20 protein-coding genes are annotated in these 19231 nt (G+C 70.7%); 18 read left to right on the top strand and 2 right to left on the bottom strand.

The window, feature by feature from the left end:
• Positions 1 to 3: 3 nt before the first annotated feature.
• The 5 genes from tsaB to VIG76_RS07790 all read left to right on the top strand — a co-directional run bounded on the left by tsaB (position 4) and on the right by VIG76_RS07790 (position 2885).
• Positions 4 to 603, top strand: a complete 600-nt coding sequence (tsaB, locus tag VIG76_RS07770; RefSeq protein WP_331952815.1) for a tRNA (adenosine(37)-N6)-threonylcarbamoyltransferase complex dimerization subunit type 1 TsaB — start codon at positions 4 to 6, stop codon at positions 601 to 603.
• Positions 600 to 1061 carry a ribosomal protein S18-alanine N-acetyltransferase gene (gene rimI / locus VIG76_RS07775; RefSeq protein WP_331952817.1) on the top strand — a complete coding sequence of 154 codons (462 nt, stop codon included), beginning with the start codon at positions 600 to 602 and terminating at the stop codon, positions 1059 to 1061. Before tsaB ends, rimI begins: the two co-directional genes overlap by 4 nt.
• A complete protein-coding gene (gene tsaD, locus VIG76_RS07780; RefSeq protein WP_331952819.1) occupies positions 1058 to 2122 on the top strand; it encodes a tRNA (adenosine(37)-N6)-threonylcarbamoyltransferase complex transferase subunit TsaD in 1065 nt (354 codons plus the stop codon). Before rimI ends, tsaD begins: the two co-directional genes overlap by 4 nt.
• Positions 2123 to 2221: 99 nt before the next feature.
• Positions 2222 to 2539: a hypothetical protein gene (locus VIG76_RS07785; RefSeq protein WP_331952821.1), complete on the top strand. Its 318-nt coding sequence runs from the start codon at positions 2222 to 2224 to the stop codon at positions 2537 to 2539.
• Positions 2540 to 2600: 61 nt separating this feature from the next.
• A complete protein-coding gene (locus tag VIG76_RS07790; RefSeq protein ID WP_331952823.1) occupies positions 2601 to 2885 on the top strand; it encodes a DUF4190 domain-containing protein in 285 nt (94 codons plus the stop codon).
• 7 nt (positions 2886 to 2892) lie between these two features.
• On the opposite strand, the gene VIG76_RS07795 is transcribed toward VIG76_RS07790, so the two are convergent.
• Entirely contained in the window at positions 2893 to 4083 is a 1191-nt protein-coding gene (locus VIG76_RS07795) for a class I SAM-dependent methyltransferase (protein ID WP_331952825.1), read from the bottom strand.
• A 160-nt stretch (positions 4084 to 4243) separates the two neighbouring features.
• On the opposite strand from VIG76_RS07795, the gene groES reads away from it, so the two are divergent.
• From groES to guaB, 9 genes are all read left to right on the top strand, one after another.
• Positions 4244 to 4540 (top strand): co-chaperone GroES, encoded by a 297-nt coding sequence (gene groES, locus VIG76_RS07800; protein ID WP_331952827.1) that lies wholly within the window; start codon positions 4244 to 4246, stop codon positions 4538 to 4540.
• 195 nt (positions 4541 to 4735) lie between these two features.
• On the top strand, positions 4736 to 5641 hold the full coding sequence (rarD, locus tag VIG76_RS07805) for an EamA family transporter RarD (protein WP_414640622.1): 906 nt from the start codon (positions 4736 to 4738) through the stop codon (positions 5639 to 5641).
• Between the two features lie 139 nt (positions 5642 to 5780).
• Complete coding sequence (locus VIG76_RS07810; RefSeq protein ID WP_331952831.1) at positions 5781 to 7133, top strand: ABC transporter substrate-binding protein; 1353 nt, start codon at positions 5781 to 5783, stop codon at positions 7131 to 7133.
• Between the two features lie 134 nt (positions 7134 to 7267).
• Positions 7268 to 8614, top strand: coding sequence for a branched-chain amino acid ABC transporter permease (locus VIG76_RS07815; RefSeq protein ID WP_331952833.1), 1347 nt, complete (start codon positions 7268 to 7270; stop codon positions 8612 to 8614).
• Positions 8615 to 8630: 16 nt separating this feature from the next.
• Positions 8631 to 9620, top strand: a complete 990-nt coding sequence (locus VIG76_RS07820; protein ID WP_331952835.1) for a branched-chain amino acid ABC transporter permease — start codon at positions 8631 to 8633, stop codon at positions 9618 to 9620.
• Complete coding sequence (locus tag VIG76_RS07825) at positions 9613 to 10659, top strand: ABC transporter ATP-binding protein (protein WP_414640620.1); 1047 nt, start codon at positions 9613 to 9615, stop codon at positions 10657 to 10659. The genes VIG76_RS07820 and VIG76_RS07825 overlap by 8 nt, the downstream gene beginning before the upstream one ends.
• Complete coding sequence (locus VIG76_RS07830; protein ID WP_331952837.1) at positions 10659 to 11435, top strand: ABC transporter ATP-binding protein; 777 nt, start codon at positions 10659 to 10661, stop codon at positions 11433 to 11435. The genes VIG76_RS07825 and VIG76_RS07830 overlap by 1 nt, the downstream gene beginning before the upstream one ends.
• Positions 11435 to 11899: a DUF5956 family protein gene (locus VIG76_RS07835; protein ID WP_331952839.1), complete on the top strand. Its 465-nt coding sequence runs from the start codon at positions 11435 to 11437 to the stop codon at positions 11897 to 11899. The genes VIG76_RS07830 and VIG76_RS07835 overlap by 1 nt, the downstream gene beginning before the upstream one ends.
• 71 nt (positions 11900 to 11970) lie before the next feature.
• Positions 11971 to 13470 (top strand): IMP dehydrogenase, encoded by a 1500-nt coding sequence (gene guaB / locus VIG76_RS07840; protein WP_331952841.1) that lies wholly within the window; start codon positions 11971 to 11973, stop codon positions 13468 to 13470.
• Positions 13471 to 13554: 84 nt separating this feature from the next.
• On the opposite strand, the gene VIG76_RS07845 is transcribed toward guaB, so the two are convergent.
• Entirely contained in the window at positions 13555 to 14484 is a 930-nt protein-coding gene (locus VIG76_RS07845; protein ID WP_331952843.1) for a hypothetical protein, read from the bottom strand.
• A 286-nt stretch (positions 14485 to 14770) separates the two neighbouring features.
• On the opposite strand from VIG76_RS07845, the gene VIG76_RS07850 reads away from it, so the two are divergent.
• The 4 genes from VIG76_RS07850 to VIG76_RS07865 all read left to right on the top strand — a co-directional run bounded on the left by VIG76_RS07850 (position 14771) and on the right by VIG76_RS07865 (position 19193).
• Positions 14771 to 15856 (top strand): LacI family DNA-binding transcriptional regulator, encoded by a 1086-nt coding sequence (locus tag VIG76_RS07850; protein WP_331952845.1) that lies wholly within the window; start codon positions 14771 to 14773, stop codon positions 15854 to 15856.
• A 104-nt stretch (positions 15857 to 15960) separates the two neighbouring features.
• The gene (locus VIG76_RS07855; protein WP_331952847.1) at positions 15961 to 17277 is read left to right on the top strand and encodes an ABC transporter substrate-binding protein; all 1317 of its coding nucleotides are present in this window, start codon (positions 15961 to 15963) and stop codon (positions 17275 to 17277) included.
• Between the two features lie 16 nt (positions 17278 to 17293).
• Positions 17294 to 18253 (top strand): carbohydrate ABC transporter permease, encoded by a 960-nt coding sequence (locus tag VIG76_RS07860; protein ID WP_331952850.1) that lies wholly within the window; start codon positions 17294 to 17296, stop codon positions 18251 to 18253.
• Positions 18254 to 18257: 4 nt separating this feature from the next.
• Positions 18258 to 19193: a carbohydrate ABC transporter permease gene (locus tag VIG76_RS07865; protein ID WP_331952852.1), complete on the top strand. Its 936-nt coding sequence runs from the start codon at positions 18258 to 18260 to the stop codon at positions 19191 to 19193.
• The last annotated feature ends 38 nt before the right edge of the window (positions 19194 to 19231 follow it).

The following is a 19231-nucleotide window of genomic DNA, read 5'->3' on the forward strand; positions in this document are numbered from 1 at the left end:
GGGGTGATCCTCGCCGTCGACACCTCCGGGGCGACCGGAGCGGCCCTCGTCGACGAGCGCGGGGAGGTCGTCGCCGTGGAGCGCTCGGACGACCCGCGCGGCCACGCGGAGGCGATCGGGCCGCTGCTCGATGCCGTGCTCGCCGCGCATGCCGCCGAGGTGACCGCCGTCGCGTACGGCGTCGGTCCCGGCCCGTTCACCGGCCTCCGGGTCGGGATGGCCGCCGCCCGCACGGCGGCGCTCGTGCTCGGCGTGCCCGAGCTGCCCGTGCTGAGCCACGACGCGATCGCCGTCGCCGCCGTTCAGGACGGGGCGGCGCTGCCCCTGCTCGTGGTGGCCGACGCGAAGCGCCGCGAGGTGTACTCGACGGTGTACCGCGAGCTCGACGCGGCCGGGCTGCCGCAGCGGGACGGCGAGCCGCAGGTCGGGTCAGCGGATGCGCTGCCGGACCTCCCACGGGCATCCGGCCTCGTCGACGCGGCGCTGATCGGCCGCATCGCGGCCCTCCGCCGCACCGCCGGGATGGAGCCGGAGGCGCCCACGGCGCGCTACCTGCGCAGCCCCGACGTGACCCTCAGCGCGCCGAAGCGGGTCGCCTCGTGATCGCCCTCCGTCCGGTAGTGGTCGGCGACCTCGATCCGATCATGGCGATCGAGACGGCCGGCTTCCCGACCGACGCGTGGAGCGCCGCGATGATGCGCTCGACCCTCGCCGACCCGGACGCCGTCGCCGTCGTCGCGGTCGACGGGGAGACCGTCGTCGGCTACGCCGCCGTGCTCGCGCCTCCGGGTGCGGGCGACGCGGACGTGCTCACGATCGCCGTGGCCGGACCCGCACGCGGACGGGGGACCGGCCGGGCGCTGCTGACCCGGTTGGTCGAGGCCGCCGCCGAGCGCGGTGCCCACCGTGTCTTCCTCGAGGTGCGCGCGGACAACCCGGTCGCGACCGCGCTGTACGTCTCCGCCGGCTTCGAGGCGGTCGGCCGCCGCCCGCACTACTACCAGCCCGACGACGTGGACGCCGTGGTCATGCGGCTCGAGCTGCCGGTGGGCGTGCGATGACCGCGGCCCCCCTGGTGCTCGGGATCGAGACCTCGTGCGACGAGACCGGCATCGGCATCGTGCGTGGCCGCGAGGTGCTCGCCAACGTGATCGCCTCCTCGATGGAGGAGCAGGCACGGTACGGCGGCGTCGTGCCGGAGATCGCGGCCCGGGCCCACCTCGAGGCGATGACGCCCGCGCTCCGCGAGGCGCTCGCGATCGCGGATGTGCGCATCGCCGACCTCGACGCGGTCGCCGTGACCGCCGGGCCCGGCTTGGCCGGGGCGCTGATGGTCGGCGTCGGGGCCGCGAAGGCGCTCGCCGTGTCCGCGGGCAAGCCGCTCTACGGGATGAACCACCTCGTCGGTCACGTCGCCGCCGACCTCCTGCATGCCCGCGGGGCGGATCCGCGCCCGGTGGAGCTGCCCGTCGTGGCGCTGCTCGTCTCGGGCGGCCACACCTCGCTCCTGCTCGTCCGCGATCCCGTCGGCGACGTCGAGCTGCTCGGCGAGACGCTCGACGACGCCGCGGGCGAGGCCTTCGACAAGACCGCGCGGCTGCTCGGGCTCGCCTATCCGGGCGGCCCCCGGATCGACGCGGCGGCCGTCGGCGGGGACCCGGAGGCGATCCGGTTCCCGCGCGGCCTCACCAAGCCGAAGGACCTCGCGGCGCACCGCTTCGACTTCTCCTTCAGCGGGCTGAAGACCGCGGTCGCCCGCACCGTGGAGCACGCGACGGCCCAGGGGGAGTCGCTGCCTCTGGCCGACGTCGCGGCCGGCTTCCGCGAGGCGGTCGTCGACGTGCTCGTCACCAAGGCGCTCGACGCGTGCGCGCAGACGGGTGTGCCACGGCTGCTGCTCGGCGGAGGTGTCGTCGCGAACCGCCGGCTGCGCGAGGTCGCGCTCGCGCGGGCCGAGGCGGCCGGGGTGACCGTACGGATCCCGCCGCTGGAGCTCTGCACGGACAACGGCGCGATGATCGCCGGCCTCGCCGCGATGCGCATCGCCGCCGGTCACGGCCCGAGCGGCCTCGCCTTCGGCGTGGACTCGACGCTCCCGGTCGACCGGGTCCAGGTCGACTGAACCGTTTCGCAACGGGTCGACCCGCCTCGTTGACACCCGTCGCCTGCCGCTGCCAGCATTGCGCTGCCGGAGTTCCTGATCGCCGGCGAAGGGATTCCCATGAGCGACTACGAACCCACCCCGCCCCCGTCCACGCCGTACTCGCCGGCTCCAGTCGCGGGCAAGTCGCCGGTCCTCAGCATCCTGTCGCTGATCTTCGGCATCCTCGGCGTGGTCCTCTCGCTGTTCCTCTTCGGCAGCGGCGTGCTGCCGGGCGCCGCCGCGATCGTGCTCGGCTTCCTCGGCCGCAGCAAGGAGCCGCAGGCCAAGGGCATGTGGCTGACCGGCATCATCACCGGCTTCGTGGCCGTCGGCCTCGCGATCATCATCTGGATCGGCCTCGCGGTGATCGCCGGCGTCGTCAACGCGAACGCCTGACCCGGAGCTTCCTCGTCGCGGCCTCGCCGCGCCCCGACCGACCGTACGAGAGAGGCTCCCCATGAGCTCGTCCTACCAGCCCGTGCCCACGCAGTACGGGCAGCCGATGCAGCAGCGGTTCAACACCCTCTCCATCGTCGCGTTCGTCCTCGCGTTCGTGGTGTCCCTGGGCGCCGTGATCTGCGGCCACATCGCGCTGTCGCAGATCAAGCGGACGGGGGAGCGGGGCCGCGCCCTCGCCATCTGGGCGCTCGTGCTCGGCTACCTCGGGATCCTGCTCGGGATCATCTGGGCCATCGCGCTCTTCGCGCTGATCGCGCACGGGGCCGCGTCCGGGGCCTACTGACTTCAGGTCAGGCCGTCAGCCGGCGGCAGACCAGCGCCACCCGGCGCTCCGCCGTCCGGGTGACGACGAGCGTCGCCTCGCCGTCACCGGACAGCCCGAGGAAGGTGCGGAACGTCGACGGATCGAGGTCGACGCCCCGCTTCTTGATCTCGAGCCGCCCGATGCGCCGCGCCTTCAGCTCCCGCCGGATACCGAGCCGGTCGAACGGCAGCACCGCCTGGATCTCGAACGACGTCACGAACGGCGTCGACAGGGGCAGGTCGCCGGTGAGGTAGGCGATCGCCGGTCCGACCGGATGCGTGCCGGTCGACCGGGCGAGGTCGCCGAGCAGGCGGGCACGGATCACCGCGCCGTCGGGCTCGTGCAGGTAGCCGCCGAGCGGGCCGACCGGCTCGTCGGGACTGTCGGCGGCAGCGGTCAGCTCGGCGGAGCCGCGGTCGGTCACCACGAGCGCGGAGCGGCGGACGTCGCCGCGGCGCAGGTCCCCGAACCACAGCGCCGTCTCCACGACGTCGCCGCCGCTCGAGACCCACTGCGCCTCCGCGTGCGCCGGGATCGCCTCCCGGTCGTGCGCCGGCGACAGCTTCAGGCCGACCGGCAGGCGTTCGGCGAGGCCTGCGGCGAACTCGAGCGAGGGGGAGTAGTCGGCGGGGCCCACGCGGCGGGTGTCGCTGTGCCCGGCCGTGCGGCGCGCCGGATCGAGCCAGACGGCCCCGACGCCCGTGAGGTCCGCCTCCTCCGCGTCGCCCTGCCGGACGTCGACATCGGGGAAGGCGGCGAGGTTGTAGGCCGCGATCGCCGCGGTCACCGGGTCCCGCTCGACCGCGAGCACCTCGAGGTCGACGGCGGCGAAGGCGAGCGCATCCCCGCCGATCCCGCAGCCGAGGTCGGCCATCCTGGTGATGCCGAGGCCGCGGAAGCGTGCCGCGTGGTGCGCGGCGACGTCGAGCCGGGTCGCCTGCTCGAGCCCCGCGCGGGTGAACAGCATGCGGGAGGCGAAGTCCCCGAACTTCGCGACGGCCTTCCGGCGCAGCTTCGCCTGGGTGAGGATCGCCGCGGTCTCGTCGGGGGTGTAGCCCGCTCGGCGCAGCGCCGTCGACCGCGCCACCACGTCGGCCGTGCCGACGAGCGCGGGCTCGGCGTCCACGGCGGCCAGGACGCGGGGCGTGAGCAGCTGCTCGAGTTCGTGCTGCTCCACGCCATCACCGTAGACGGCATGCCGGTCTCCCGCGGGCGCCGCGGCGCCGTTGGCACTCGCATTGCAGGAGTGCCAGGCAGCCCCCTAGACTCCCGTGTTGGCACTCAGGCATCCCCAGTGCCAACAGAACGTCCGATCGCCAAGAAAGAAGAGGTGGACCGTGCCGGTCTCCATCAAGCCGCTCGAGGATCGCATCGTGATCAGCCAGGTCGAGGCCGAGCAGACGACCGCGTCGGGCCTGGTCATCCCCGACACCGCCAAGGAGAAGCCCCAGGAGGGCGAGGTCGTGGCCGTCGGCCCCGGCCGCATCGACGACAACGGCAACCGTGTGCCGCTCGACGTCGCCGTCGGTGACCGGGTGCTCTACTCGAAGTACGGCGGGACCGAGGTCAAGGTCGGCGGCGAGGAGTACCTCGTGCTGTCGGCCCGCGACGTGCTCGCCGTCGTCACGCACTGACGCCGCTCGATCCGTTCGACGACGGGGCCGGCATCCCGATGATCGGGATGCCGGCCCCGTCGCGTTCCCGCCGCAGGTCGCCGGGATCCCGCCGACCGATGCGCGACGCGCGTCGCCCGGCGGTCGCGCGCAGGCGCGGACGGTAGCCTCCCTGCAGTGAGCGACCAGCCCCGTCCCGACCGTGCGCGGAGCGGGATGGCCTTCGGGCTCAGCGCCTACCTGCTCTGGGGCGCGATGCCGGTGTACTTCCTGGCTATGGCGCCCGCCGGCGCGTTCGAGATCGTCGGATGGCGGATCCTCTTCTCGCTCGTCTTCTGCGCGCTGCTGCTCACCGTCACGCGCGGCTGGGGCCTCTTCCGCCAGGTGCTCCGCGACCGGCGCACCACCTTCACCTTCGCCCTCGGCGGGGCGCTGATCTACGTCAACTGGACCGTCTACGTGCTCGCCACGGTGAGCGGCCGGGTCGTCGACGCCGCGCTCGGCTACTTCATCAACCCGATCGTCACGGTGCTGCTCGGCGTGCTCGTGCTGCACGAGCGGCTGCGCACCTGGCAGTGGGTCGCCGTCGGCGTCAGCGCGCTCGCCGTCGTCGTGCTCGGCATCCAGGCCGGATCGCTGCCGTGGATCTCGCTTGCGCTCGCCTTCTCCTTCGGGCTGTACGGCCTTGTGAAGAAGCGGGTCGGAGACAAGGCCGACGTCGTGTCCGGCCTCACGCTCGAGACCCTGTGGCTGTCCCCGGTCGCCGCGATCCAGCTGCTGCTGCTCGCCTTCGGCCCGGGCCTGGCCTTCGGGACGGCGGGGGCGTTCCCCACCCTGATGATGGTGTCCGCCGGCGTCGGCACCGCCGTCCCTCTGCTGCTGTTCGCGGCGGCGGCCAAGCGGCTGCCCCTGACGGTGGCCGGATTCCTGCAGTACCTCGCGCCGATCCTGCAGCTGATCATCGGCGTGGCCGTGCTCCACGAGGCCATGCCGCCCGCCCGGCTGGCGGGGTTCGTGCTCGTCTGGATCGCTCTGCTCCTGCTCGTCGGGGAGTCCGTCGTGGTCGCTCGGCGCACCCGGCGCACCCCGCTCGTCGTCGCCGCAACGGCCGCCGAGGGCTGACCGAGGTCACGGACGCGTAACGAATCGCCTCCCAGGGCCTCTGCGAAACATCTGTGGAACGTCCTGTTCCTAGGTTGACGGTCACAACTCGGTTCGGGTCCTCCTGCGCCGACGCATCCATGACAGACGAAGGATCGCAATGCCTGCACACCTCCGCGGTCGCACCGTGACCGCTTTGGCGGTCGGGGCTGCTCTCGCAACCTCCCTCGCAGCCTGTTCGACGCCGTCGGCCGGGTCCAGCAACTCGGCTTCCGCGTCCACCTCGGCTTCGGCGTCCGCCTCCGCATCGGCCTCCAGCACCGTCGCCGCGCCGACCGACTGCCCCTCCGGCTCCGACCCCGCCAAGCAGTTCAAGCTCGGCACCTTCCTGCCGCTGACCGGCTCGCTCGCCTTCCTCGGGCCGGCCGCCATCAGCGGTGGCGGCCTCGCCATCCAGGACATCAACGCCGCCGGTGGGGTGAACGGGCAGAAGGCCTGCACCATCTCCACCGACTCCTCCGACGCGGACAACGCCACGGTCGGCTCCACGAACATCAAGAAGCTGCTCCAGGACCGCGTCTCCGCGATCCTCGGTGCGGAGTCGTCCAGCGTCACGCTGAACGTGCTCCCGACCGTGTCGGCCTCGAACACCGTCATGTTCTCCCCGGCAAACACCGCGGACTCCCTCTCGGGCGCCTCGAAGTGGTACTTCCGGGACGCGCCGCCCAACACGGTCGAGGGCAACGCGCTCGGCAAGCAGATCGTGGCCGACGGCTTCTCGAAGGTCGGCATGCTGGTCTTCAACGACCCGTACGGCACGAACCTGCGTGACGCGACGCAGAAGGCGATCGAGGGTGCCGGCGGCACGGTCGTCTACGGCGCGAGGGGCAAGAACCAGGAGTTCCCCTCGAAGGAGACGAACTTCCAGTCCATCGTCGGCCAGCTGAAGGCCTCGAACCCCGACGCGATCGTCGTGATCGCGTTCGACCAGACGAAGCAGATCATCCCCGCGATGGTCTCGGCGGGCATCAGCCTGAAGCACACCTACTTCGTCGACGGCAACCTGAACGACTACGGCACGGAGTTCCCGGCGAACACCCTGACGGGCGTCACCGGCTCCACGCAGGGCGTCAACCCGAACGCGGCGTTCAAGTCGAAGGCGCAGGCCTGGTACACGCAGCACGGCGGCAGCACCATCACCTCGTACAGCTACGGCCCCGAGGCGTACGACGGCGTCGTGCTGATGGCGCTCGCAGCCCAGAAGGGCGGCGACTCGTCGTCCGCGACGATCCAGAAGAACATGCTGGACGTGTCCGGCGCCAACGGTGGGACCGTCTGCAAGAGCTACGCGGACTGCCTCGCGCTGCTCAAGCAGAAGAAGGCGATCCACTACGAGGGGCTGGCCGGCATCGGGCCGCTGAACGCGAAGCACGACCCGTCCACCGGCTACATCAGCATCTTCAAGTACAAGGGCAACACCCCGAGCGAGTTCGTCAACTCGGTCAAGGGCTGATCCGATCAGCTGCGGGGGTCCGGCCTGCCAGGCCGGGCCCCCGTTCCCATATCCGGGCCCGGATGGGCCAGGATCGGACCCGGACCCCGCACCGAAAGGCGCCAATGGCCTCGCGCACCCGTTCCCGAAGGACCTTGACCGCACTGGTCACCGGCGGCCTCCTCGCCGTCGGCACCCTCCTCGCCGTGGCGGCTCCCGCCTCGGCCGCGACCCCCACACCGACTCCGGTGCCGACGACGTCGTCGAGCACCGTCGTCACCGCGAGCGCCACCTGCGTCGTCGACGACGCGACCGCCTGCGTGCGCGGCACCCTGAAGGACGACAACGGCAACCCCGTCAAGGGCGTCGAGGTGTCCCTCGCCGGCGCGAGCGGCGCCTCCGCATCCGCCGTCACGAACGGCGACGGCGTCTACGGCTTCAAGGTCAGGAAGGCCGGCCCCTACAAGATCACCTTGAACACGGCGACGCTGCCGACGGGTGTGAAGGCGGCCGCCCCGTCCCGCACCATCACGGCGACGCTCGGCCAGCTGCAGCCCGCCATCTTCGCCCTCACCGGGGCGCCGAAGGGCTCGAAGTCGTCGTCGCCCGGTGCGGGCGGCAGCGGGCTGCTCACGCAGATCTGGGAGCAGATCGGCACGGGCCTGCTGCTCGGCCTCCTGCTCGCGCTCGCCTCGATCGGCCTCTCGCTGATCTACGGCACCACCGGACTCAGCAACTTCGCGCACGCCGAGCAGGTGACCCTCGGCGGCATCCTCGCGTACGTCTTCGGCATCCAGCTCGGCCTGCCGTTCCTGCTCGCCTGCGTGGTCACCGTCGCGGTGTGCGCGGCGACCGGCTACGTGCAGGACCGGCTCATCTGGGCGCCGCTCCGGCGCCGCGGCACCGGGCTGACGCAGCTCATGGTCGTCACCATCGGGCTCTCGCTCGCGCTGGAGTACCTGTACCAGTACACGGTCGGCGCCGAGGTGCACCAGGTGTCGAACCAGATCCAGCTGAACACGGGGCCGCTCGGCATCACGCCGAACGCCTACCTCTCGATGCTCATCGCGATCGTCGTGCTCGTCGCGGTCGGCCTCGCGCTGCAGCGCACCCGCATCGGCCGTGCGACGCGCGCCGTCTCGGACAACCGCGCGCTCGCCGCGGCCTCCGGCATCGACGTCGACCGGATCATCCGCCTGGTGTGGACGGTGGCGATGGGCCTCGCCGGGCTCTCCGGCATCCTCTACGCCCTCGTGTACGGCGGCGTCTCCTGGGCGACCGGCCAGGCCCTGCTGCTCCTGCTGTTCGCCTCGGTCACCCTCGGCGGGCTCGGCACGGCGTTCGGCGCCCTCGTCGGCTCGATCGTCATCGGCCTCGTCGTGCAGCTGTCGAGCATCTTCCTGTCGAGCGACCTGCGCTACGCGAGCGCCCTGCTCATCCTCATCCTGGTGCTGATCTTCCGGCCCCAGGGCATCCTCGGCCGCCGCGAGCGCGTCGGTTGACCCGAAAGGACGGACGATGGACTTCCTGAGCGGCCTCTTCATCGACTTCGGCCAGCAGATCCTGTCGTCGGTGACCGCGGCGTTCGCGATCGCCGCGGTCGGCCTCAACCTCCACTTCGGGTACACCGGCCTGCTGAACTTCGGGCAGGCCGGGTTCATGCTGCTCGGCGCATACGGCTTCGCCATCACGGTCGAGATGCACGGCGGGTTCTGGCTCGGGGTGCTCGTCGCGATCATCGCCGCGGTGCTCTTCGCGCTCCTGCTCGGCATCCCCACGCTGCGGCTGCGCGGCGACTACCTGGCGATCGTCACGGTGGCCGCCGCGGAGATCGTGCGCATCGTCGGCGGCAACCAGGGCCTCGCGCCGATCACCGGCGGCGCGGCGGGCATCCTCGGCAGCGTCTACCAGCCGGCGTTCACGGCGCTGTCGCCGTTCCCGCAGAACGGCAGCTTCCAGGTCGGCCCGTACAACTACCCGATGACGGCCGGCGACAGCTGGTACCTCCGCATCGTCTGCTGGGTCGTGCTCGCCATCACGCTGCTGATCACCTATCTGCTGACCCGCAGCCCGTACGGGCGCACGCTCCGCGGCATCCGCGAGGACGAGGACGCGGTCCGCAGCCTCGGCAAGAACGTGTACGCCCGCAAGCTGCAGGCCCTCGTCCTCGGCGGTGTCTTCGGCTCGATCGGCGGCGTGCTCTACGTGATGTCCGCGTCCGTGCAGCCCGACTCGCTCGGCCGCACGACGACGTTCCTGCTCTACACGTGCCTGCTGCTCGGCGGCGCCGCGACGGTGTTCGGCCCGGTCCTCGGTTCGGTGCTCTACTTCATGGTGATCATCGGGCTGAACGACTTCGTCAGCCAGTTCGTCCCCTCGTCGGTGATGAACGAGCAGCAGATCCCGCAGTTCGGGTGGATCGTGGTCGGTGTGGGGCTCATGCTGCTCGTGATCTTCCGGCCGCAGGGCATCCTCGGGAACAAGAAGGAGCTGAGCTTCGGTGACTGACACGGCGACGGCCGTCGCGGCCGACGGCTACGACTACGACCGGTCCAAGCTGCGGGCCAAGCTCGCGACGGTGCCGCAGGAACCGGGCAGCGCGAAGCCGCAGCCGATCCTCTCGGTCGACCGCATCGTGCGCCGCTTCGGCGGCGTGACCGCGGTCGACGTGGACCACCTCGAGGTGCAACGGGGCGCGATCACGGCGCTCATCGGCCCGAACGGCGCAGGCAAGACGACGTTCTTCAACCTGATCACGGGGTTCGACCGCCCGACGTCGGCGAAGCCGCGCTTCGCCTCCGATGACGCGCAGTACGCCGGGTGGCGGTTCCAGGGCAAGTCGCTGACGTCGACGAGCGCCTTCCGCGTCGCCCAGTCGGGCATGGTGCGCACGTTCCAGCTCACCAAGGCGCTGTCGCGGATGACCGTGATGGACAACATGCTGCTCGGGGCGCAGGACCAGCCCGGCGAGCGGATGCTGGCCGCCCTCGTCCGCCCCGTGTGGAAGAAGCGCGAGCAGGAGATCCGGGACAAGGCGGTCGAGCTGCTGGCCCGCTTCAAGCTCGACGGCAAGGCCGACGACTACGCGGGCAGCCTCTCCGGCGGCCAGCGGAAGCTGCTCGAGATGGCGCGGGCGCTGATGAGCGACCCGGCGATGATCATGCTCGACGAGCCGATGGCCGGCGTGAACCCGGCGCTGACGCAGTCGCTGCTCGGGCACATCGAGTCGCTGCGTGACCAGGGCACCACCGTGCTGTTCGTCGAGCACGACATGCACATGGTGCGGCACATCTCCGACTGGGTCGTGGTCATGGCCGAGGGGCGGATCGTGGCGGAGGGGCCGCCCGCCGACGTCATGCGGCACCAGGCCGTCGTCGATGCGTACCTCGGGTCGCACCACGACCAGGACCTCGGGGACGACGCGGTGCTCGAGGAGGACTTCGGCGCGGCCGTCGCCGCGGAGGACGCCGCGCGGGCGGAGGACGTCGATACGGCGGAGGAGTCCGCTCCTGCCGAGCAGGCCGGTACGGCGGAGGAGGAGCACTGATGGTCGCGTACACCGGATCGGCCGACCCCGTCGTCGACGCGCAGCATCTCACCGCGGGTTACCTGCCGGGGATCAACATCCTCAACGACTGCAGCCTCACGGCGTATCCCGGTGAGCTCATCGGCATCATCGGGCCGAACGGCGCCGGCAAGTCGACGCTGCTGAAGGCGCTGTTCGGCCTCGTCCCCGTGCGCCAGGGCACGGTCCTGCTGAACGGGGAGGACATCACCAACAGCAAGGCGAACAAGCTCGTGCAGGCGGGCGTCGGCTTCGTGCCGCAGACGAACAACGTCTTCCCCTCGCTGACCATCGAGGAGAACCTGCAGATGGGGCTGTTCCTGCGGCCGAGACGGCTGTCGGAGCGACTCGAGGCGATCTACGACCTCTTCCCGGTGCTCGCCGAGCGGCGGTCGCAGCGCGCCGGCGGCCTGTCGGGCGGCGAGCGGCAGTCCGTCGCGATGGCGAGGGCGCTGATGATGGAGCCCGCCGTGCTGCTGCTCGACGAGCCGTCCGCAGGCCTGTCGCCCGTGCGGCAGGACGAGACGTTCATCCGCACCCGCAAGATCAACCGCACCGGCGTGACCGTGATCATGGTGGAGCAGAACGCTCGCCGCTGCCTGCAGATCTGCGACCGCGGCTACGTGCTCGACCAGGGCCGGAACTCGTACACGGGCACGGGTCACGAGCTCGCGGACGACCCGAAGGTGATCGAGCTCTACCTCGGCACCCTCGCGGAGGACGTCGAGGAGCTCACCGAGACGCCGCTGCCGTCCTGATGGCCGATCCCCCGCCCTCCACCCTCCGCTGGTCGTACGGCTGGGAGGCGGCGGTCGACCTCGGCGGCGACACCGCGGGCTGGGCCGAGGTCGACGACAACGGGTTCGAGTGCGCCATGGCGTTCCTCGCCGGGCCCGGGAGGTTCGCTCGGCGGCCGACGGACGACTCGCTGCGGCGCGTCCGCGTCATCGAGGAGCGGAACGAGGGCGAGCTCCGGTACGAGCTGCCGTTCACGGCCGACGATCGCGCGAGCGTCGACGCGGACGTCGACTGGTACCTCGGGGAGTGGAACATCCCGCCCCGGCCGAGCGGCTACGACTGGTTCGTCGCCGTGCCGCCCGGCGAGGACGGCGAGGCGTTCGTGATCCGGATCGAGAACCGGTTCATCCGGATCGCGCAGATGGAGGAGTGGCCGCAGGAGCTGGTCGTCGCCGAGCTCTACCGAGACGCCTACCCCGGCTGACCGGCCCCTCATCGCCCTAATACCATGGGGAGCGGGGAAGATCACCCGCCGCTCTCGGGTTGAGGAGACGTATGACTGACGATCCGTTCGGGTTCCTGGGGCTCACCTACGACGACGTGATGCTGCTGCCCGGCCACACGGACGTCATCCCGAGCGAGGCGGACACCTCCACGCGGCTGACCCGCCGCATCCGGCTCGCCGCGCCGCTGCTGTCCTCCGCGATGGACACGGTCACCGAGTCGCGGATGGCGATCTCGATGGCGCGGCAGGGCGGCCTCGGGGTCATCCACCGCAACCTGTCCATCCAGGACCAGGCGGACCAGGTCGACCGCGTGAAGCGGTCCGAGTCCGGCATGATCACGCACCCCGTCACGACGACGCCGGACGCGACGATCGCGGAGGTCGACGCGCTCTGCGCGCAGTTCCGCGTCAGCGGGCTGCCGGTCGTCGACGGCGACGGGCTGCTCGTCGGCATCGTGACGAACCGCGACATCCGCTTCGTGTCCCCGTTCGAGAAGGACACCATCCGCGTCGCCGACGTGATGACGAAGCAGCCGCTCGTCACCGCGAAGGAGGGCATCGACCCCGACGACGCCATCGGCCTGCTCGCGCAGCACCGCATCGAGAAGCTGCCGCTCGTCGACGACACCGGCCGCCTGACCGGCCTCATCACGGTGAAGGACTTCACCAAGAGCGAGCGCTACCCGAACGCCACGAAGGACGAGGCGGGACGCCTGCGCGTCGGCGCCGCCATCGGCTTCTTCGGCGACGCCTGGGACCGGGCGATGACCCTCGTCGATGCGGGCGTTGACGTGCTCGTCGTCGACACCGCGAACGGCGACAGCGCTGGCGTGCTCGACATCATCCGCCGGCTGAAGGCCGAGCCCCGCGCGGCGCACATCGAGGTGATCGGCGGCAACGTCGCGACCCGCAGCGGCGCGCAGGCGCTCATCGACGCCGGGGTGGACGCCGTGAAGGTCGGCGTCGGGCCCGGCTCGATCTGCACCACCCGCGTCGTCGCCGGCGTCGGTGTGCCCCAGGTGACGGCGGTCTACGAGGCGTCGCTCGCCGCGCGCGAGGCCGGCGTGCCCGTGATCGCGGACGGCGGCCTCCAGTACTCGGGCGACATCGCGAAGGCCCTCGTCGCGGGCGCGGACTCGGTGATGCTCGGCTCCCTGCTCGCCGGCACCGACGAGAGCCCGGGCGAGCTGATCTACGTGAACGGCAAGCAGTTCAAGACCTACCGGGGGATGGGGTCTCTCGGCGCGCTGCAGACCCGCGGCAAGAAGACCTCGTACTCGCGCGACCGCTACTTCCAGGCGGACGTCCCGAGCGACGAGCAGCTGATCGCCGAGGGCATCGAGGGCCAGGTGCCCTACCGCGGGCCGGTCAGCAGCGTCATCTACCAGCTGCTCGGTGGGCTGCGGCAGTCGATGTTCTACGTCGGCGGCCGCACCGTGCCGGAGCTCAAGGAGCGCGGCCGCTTCGTGCGGATCACCGCCGCGGGGCTGAAGGAGTCGCACCCGCACGACGTGCAGATGGTCGTCGAGGCCCCCAACTACCGCCGCTGAGCTTCGCCGCCCGCCCGTGCCCGGGCGGTTTCGGGCGGAATGGGCGTCCGATGACGCCCATTCGTTTCCGAAACGGCCCGTCGATCACGCCGTGCGCGGCAGCCCGGCTCCGAGCAGGATCGGCCCGAGCCGCGCCGGTGAGAGGTCGGCCCAGATCCACCTGGCCACTCGCGGCCCGGTCGCTCGGAGGCGGTCCTCGCGCCGCTTCTCATCTGTGACGACCTGGGCCGGCGTCCGCCCCTTCCGCAGCTCCTCCGACCGGTACTTGGCCATGCCGTCGAACTCGCCGATGAGCAGCCATCGGCGCCAGTAGAAGTCCGTCAGGCCGATGAGGCCCAGCCGGTCGCTGAACCGCGTCTGCAGCTCGGGAGGCGGGAAGCCCATCTCCGAGATGAGCGCCCTGCTCACCGATTCGCCGGGGGAGCCCGAACGGGCGTCGCCGAACGCGATCGCCGCGACCGCCCGCTTGAGCGCGCCCGCCGAGTGGAGGGTCATGGCGAGCCTTGCCAACGCCGCGCGTTCGATGCCGTGAGCGAGTGCCCAGTCGACTGCTGCGACCCCCTCACGGAACGGGAGCGCCGAGGCGAGGTCGACGACGGTGCGCAGCACGGACGTCACCCGCATCCCCTCCAGATCCGCCACCTCGATCTCTCGATCCGCTGACGCGTGACGATGGAAGCCGCCCTCGCGTCGAGTCCCGTTGGCGGGCGAGGCGAGGACGTCGACATCGACCGGCGCGTCGCCGACCAGCCACACGCCCCAGAGGGCGCCTGCGCTGCGGTGGCTGACGATCGGCGCGGCAGCCCCATCGACCGCCGCAGCCACCGCGAGGCGGTGACGATCCAGGGGAAGCAGCCCTCGCCAGAGGGACGCAGGGATGAACACACCGCGCCGGACGCGCACCAGCTCGCCGCGCTCCACCGCCCGGCGAAAGGTGCGGTCGTCGGTGGTGGACCGGTTCCCGGCGCCCACGCGGATGAGCTCGAACCGGCCGGGGATGGTGAGCGATGTCATGGCCGGAACCATGGCGCGAACCGGCGGAACCCGGGGACCGCAGGCACGGGCGTGGTGGACAACTGCACCCGCGGGAGGGCTGTGGAGGAGAGGACCGCGCGGCGGCGGGCGGGATCGGACGTCGATGGGTGTCATCGGACGCCCGTTGCGCCCGAATTGGCCCGTCGGGGCCTGAGCCGCGCCCGGGGCCCGGGCACGGCCGGGCGCGGGGGAGTGCGGGGGCGGGCGGCGCGGGGATAGCATCGCGACCGGCGGCGGCTCGTGCCTCGCCGGGATGCGAGGCCGCATGAACGAGTCGGGGCGTCGCCACCGTCCGCCCTCCATCCGCGACGTCGCCGAAGCGGCCGGCGTCTCGTACCAGACCGTCTCGCGGGTGCTCAACGACCACCCGAAGGTGCACCGCGACACCGCGGCCCGTGTGCAGGCAGCGGTGGTGGAGCTCGGCTACCGCCCGAACCGCGCCGCCCGCGCCCTGGTCACCAAGCGGAGCCGCACGATCGGTGTGCTCATCACCGCCCGGCCCCTCTACGGGCCCTTCAGCTCGTTCCTCGCGATCGAGCAGGCCGCGCGCGAGCGCGGGTATGCGGTCACCGCCAGCCCGAACGCCTCGGACGAGGTCGCCGACATCGCCCAGGCGATCGACTCGCTGCTCATGCACGGCGTCGAGGGCATCGTCGCCATCGCGCCGCAGGACCGCGCCCGCGACGCCATCCACCGGATCGGCGCCCGCGTCCCCGTGCTCACGCTGCAGGGCGCGCCCGACGAGGTCGACGGCTTCCCCATCGACCAGCGGGGGGGCGCCCGGCTCGCCACCCGCCACCTCATCGAGCTCGGGCACCGCCGCATCCTTCACATCCCCGGTCCTGCCGGGTGGGCCGAGGCGGAGGAGCGCCGGCGCGGCTACCTGGAGGAGATGGCGGCGCACGGCCTGGCGCCGATGCTCGCCGACCCGGGTGACTGGACGCCCGAGGCCGGCTACGTCAGCGGCCGCAGCGCCTTCGCCCGCTGGGATGTCACCGCGGTGTTCACCGCGAACGACGAGATGGCGGTCGGCCTGCTCGCGGCGGCCCGCGAGGCGGGTCTCGCGGTGCCCGGCGACATCAGCGTGGTCGGCTTCGACGACTTCCCCTCCGCGCGGTACCTCGCTCCACCGCTCACCACCATCGAGCAGGACTTCGCCGAGATCGGCCGCCGGGCGATCGACGCCCTCATCGACGAGATCGAGCACGGCGCCGCGCTGCCGTCGACGCCGCCGCTCCCGTGGCGTCTCGTGGTGCGCTCGAGCACTGCCGAGGTCACGGTTGGAACGCGGCTCGCCGCGGAGGTTGACGTCCACGGGGCGCTCAGCCGTAGTATTCGACCGCCGGTGTGAACGTTTCGCACCCCGCATTCGTCCGCAGAGGTGATCCCCGTCGCTCCGCCCCCGGAGCCACTCGGACCGCGCGGCGACACCGCGATACACACGAAGGAGTGGGCATGGCAGAGACGGCTTCAGGACGGTTCCAGATGGACCGCCGCAGCCTCGTCAAGGGACTCGGGCTCGGTGCCGTGGGTCTCATCAGCGCACCGGTTCTCGCCGCGTGCAGCACGGGTGGTTCCAGCAGCGGCAGCAGCGGCGGCAGCGGTGGAGGCGGCGGCAGCCTGACGTTCGGCTCGAACGCCTCGGACCCGACCCCGAAGCAGGCCTACGCGGCCTTCGTGAGCGCCTTCGAGAAGAAGTCGAAGGACAAGGTCACCGTCAACACGAGCGACCACAACGGCTTCCAGGACAAGATCAGCAACTACCTCCAGGGCAGCCCCGACGACGCCTTCACGTGGTTCGCCGGCTACCGGATGCGCTACTACGCCAAGAAGGGCCTCGTCGCCGACGTCAGCGACGTCTGGGCGAAGATCGGCAGCAACTTCTCCGACGGCCTGAAGGCGGCCTCCACTGGTGAGGACGGCAAGCAGTACTTCGTCCCGAACTACAACTACCCCTGGGGCTTCTTCTACCGGAAGTCGTTCTGGGCCGACAACGGCTGGACGGTGCCCGCCACCTTCGACGACCTGATCGCGGTGTCGAAGAAGATGAAGGCGAAGGGGATCATCCCGATCGCCTTCACCGACAAGGACCAGTGGCCCGCCTGCGGCACGTTCGACTACCTCAACATGCGCATCAACGGCTACCAGTTCCATGTCGACCTCTGCGCGCACAAGCAGGGCTGGGACACCCCGCAGGTCCAGGAGGTCTTCACGACCTGGAAGGAGCTGCTGCCCTACTACGACCCGAGCGCAGCCGGCCTCACCTGGCAGGAGGGCGCGCAGAAGCTCGGCAAGAAGCAGGCCGGCATGATGCTGCTCGGCTCCTTCATCACGCAGCAGTTCACCGACCCGGCCGTGCTCGCCGACATCGACTTCTTCCCGTTCCCCTCCGTCAAGGTCGAGGGCACGGACTCGGTCGAGGCGCCGATCGACGGCCTGATGCTGTCGAAGAAGGGCGGCCAGAACCAGGCGGCGAAGGACATGCTCGCGTTCATGGGCACGGGCGCCGGCCAGCAGGCCTACTACTCCGTCGACAAGTCGAACATCATGACGGCGAAGGACGCGGACACCTCCGGGTACTCCGCCTTCACGAAGAAGCTCTCGGAGGTCATCGCGAACGCGAAGCACATCAGCCAGTTCTTCGACCGCGACGCGCTGCCGGCCATGGCCGCCAACGTGCTCGAGCCGGCGATGCTCAACTTCATCAAGAGCGGCACCATCAACCTCTCCAACATCGAGTCGCAGGCCAAGACGCTGTACGCGCAGCAGTAGGGACTGACGAAGCACCATGTCCGCACCGCTCGCCGCACTCGGCGACACCGAAGCCGGGTCGGGGGTCCGTCCCCCGGCCCGGCGCCGGCGCCTGCGTCAGCTGGGCACCAGGGATCGGGTCGTCCTCGGGATCATGGTCGGGATCCCCGTCCTGATCCAGGCCCTGCTCGTCTGGATCCCGACGCTCGCCTCGGTCGGCCTGTCCTTCGCGAAGTGGGACGGGCTCGCCCTGTCCTCCATCCAGGGCAACGGCCTCACGAACTACCGGTTCGTCTTCACGGAGTCGCCGCAGTTCTGGCCCGCCGTCCTGCACAACGTCACCTGGCTGCTCTTCCTCGCGGTGATCGGCACCCCCCTCGGGCTGCTGCTCGCCGTGCTCCTCGACCAGAAGATCCGGGGCACGAGGATCTACCAGACGGTGTTCTTCCTGCCGGTGATGCTGTCGCTGGCCCTGATCGGCATCATCTGGGAGCTCATCTACTCGCAGGACAACGGCCTGCTGAACTACCTGCTCGGCACCTCCGGGACACCGCACGCGATCGACTGGTTCGGCGACTCGAAGGTGAACCTCTGGGCGGCGCTCGTGGCCGCCACGTGGCGGCACGCCGGCTACATCATGATCCTGTACTTAGCGGGTCTGAAGGGCGTGGATCCGTCCCTGCGGGAGGCGGCGTCCCTCGACGGCGCGAACGGCCGGCAGACCTTCTTCCGGATCGTGTTCCCGGCGATGGCCCCGACGAACGTGATCATCGTCGTGATCACGGTGATCGAGTCGCTGCGTGCGTTCGACATCGTCTGGGTCATCAACCACGGCACCAACGGCCTGGAGCTGCTCTCCGTGCTGGTGGTGCAGTACCTGGTGGGCGAGACGCAGGTGATCGGCATCGGATCCGCGTTCGCGGTGGTGCTGCTGATCATCTCGCTCGTGCCGATCGTGATCTACCTGTCGCGCACGTTCAGCACGAAGGAGCGGTGAGCCGATGACGAGCACCACCTCCACCGCCACGACGGCACGGCCGAAGGGCGACGTGCGCGACGTGGCGGTCGCCCGGTCCAGGTCGAAGCGCGGCGGCACCCTCTGGCCGACGTACCTCTTCCTGACGGTCATGGCGCTGATCTGGCTGGTCCCGCTGCTGTGGGCGATCTACACGTCGCTGCGGCCGAAGGCCGACACCGACAAGTACGGGTACTTCAGCGTCGCGGGGAACTTCAACCTGGACAACTACTTCCAGGCGTGGACGCAGGGCGGGTTCATCAACTACTTCGGGAACTCGGTGCTCGTCACCATCCCGACGGTGATCCTCACCCTGCTGTTCGCTTCGATGATGGCGTTCGCGGTGAGCCGCTACTCCTGGCGCTTCAACGTCACGCTGCTGATCATGTTCACCGCAGGCAACCTGCTGCCGCCGCAGGTGCTGGCGACGCCGCTGTTCGAGATGTTCAAGCTGGTCCAGCTGCCCTACGCCATCTCGGACTCCGGCACCATGCTGAACCAGCTGTACAGCGTGGTCCTCGCCAACACCGCGTTCCAGATCGGCTTCTGCACGTTCGTGCTCTCGAACTACATGAAGGCGATCCCGATCGAGCTGTCCGAGGCGGCACGGGTCGACGGCGCGGGCGTCTGGACGCAGTACGCCCGGGTGATCATGCCGCTGACGCGGCCGGCCCTCGCGGCGCTCGGCACGCTCGAGGTCATCTTCATCTACAACGACTACTTCTGGCCGTTGATCCTCATCCAGTCCGGCAACAAGCTGCCGATCACGACCGCGATCAACAACCTGCAGGGCGAGTTCCTCTCGAACTACAACCTGCTGGCGGCCGGCGCGGTCATCACGATGATTCCCACGCTGGTCGTGTATCTGGCGCTCCAGCGCCAGTTCATCGCAGGACTCACACTCGGCGCCAACAAGGGCTGAGTCACCATGGGTGCGGCGGGGGACCGGACGGTTCCCCG

The sequence above is a fragment of the Amnibacterium sp. genome, assembly GCF_036559085.1.
Taxonomy (GTDB): domain Bacteria; phylum Actinomycetota; class Actinomycetes; order Actinomycetales; family Microbacteriaceae; genus Amnibacterium.

Coding starts and splice junctions, on each gene's coding strand:
- tsaD (WP_331952819.1), top strand. CDS start 1,058: ATGACCGCGGCCCCCCTGGTGCTCGGGATCGAGACCTCGTGCGACGAG.
- VIG76_RS07785 (WP_331952821.1), top strand. CDS start 2,222: ATGAGCGACTACGAACCCACCCCGCCCCCGTCCACGCCGTACTCGCCG.
- VIG76_RS07790 (WP_331952823.1), top strand. CDS start 2,601: ATGAGCTCGTCCTACCAGCCCGTGCCCACGCAGTACGGGCAGCCGATG.
- rarD (WP_414640622.1), top strand. CDS start 4,736: ATGGCCTTCGGGCTCAGCGCCTACCTGCTCTGGGGCGCGATGCCGGTG.
- VIG76_RS07810 (WP_331952831.1), top strand. CDS start 5,781: ATGCCTGCACACCTCCGCGGTCGCACCGTGACCGCTTTGGCGGTCGGG.
- VIG76_RS07820 (WP_331952835.1), top strand. CDS start 8,631: ATGGACTTCCTGAGCGGCCTCTTCATCGACTTCGGCCAGCAGATCCTG.
- VIG76_RS07830 (WP_331952837.1), top strand. CDS start 10,659: ATGGTCGCGTACACCGGATCGGCCGACCCCGTCGTCGACGCGCAGCAT.
- VIG76_RS07835 (WP_331952839.1), top strand. CDS start 11,435: ATGGCCGATCCCCCGCCCTCCACCCTCCGCTGGTCGTACGGCTGGGAG.
- guaB (WP_331952841.1), top strand. CDS start 11,971: ATGACTGACGATCCGTTCGGGTTCCTGGGGCTCACCTACGACGACGTG.
- VIG76_RS07845 (WP_331952843.1), bottom strand. CDS start 14,484: ATGACATCGCTCACCATCCCCGGCCGGTTCGAGCTCATCCGCGTGGGC.
- VIG76_RS07850 (WP_331952845.1), top strand. CDS start 14,771: ATGAACGAGTCGGGGCGTCGCCACCGTCCGCCCTCCATCCGCGACGTC.
- VIG76_RS07855 (WP_331952847.1), top strand. CDS start 15,961: ATGGCAGAGACGGCTTCAGGACGGTTCCAGATGGACCGCCGCAGCCTC.
- VIG76_RS07860 (WP_331952850.1), top strand. CDS start 17,294: ATGTCCGCACCGCTCGCCGCACTCGGCGACACCGAAGCCGGGTCGGGG.
- VIG76_RS07865 (WP_331952852.1), top strand. CDS start 18,258: ATGACGAGCACCACCTCCACCGCCACGACGGCACGGCCGAAGGGCGAC.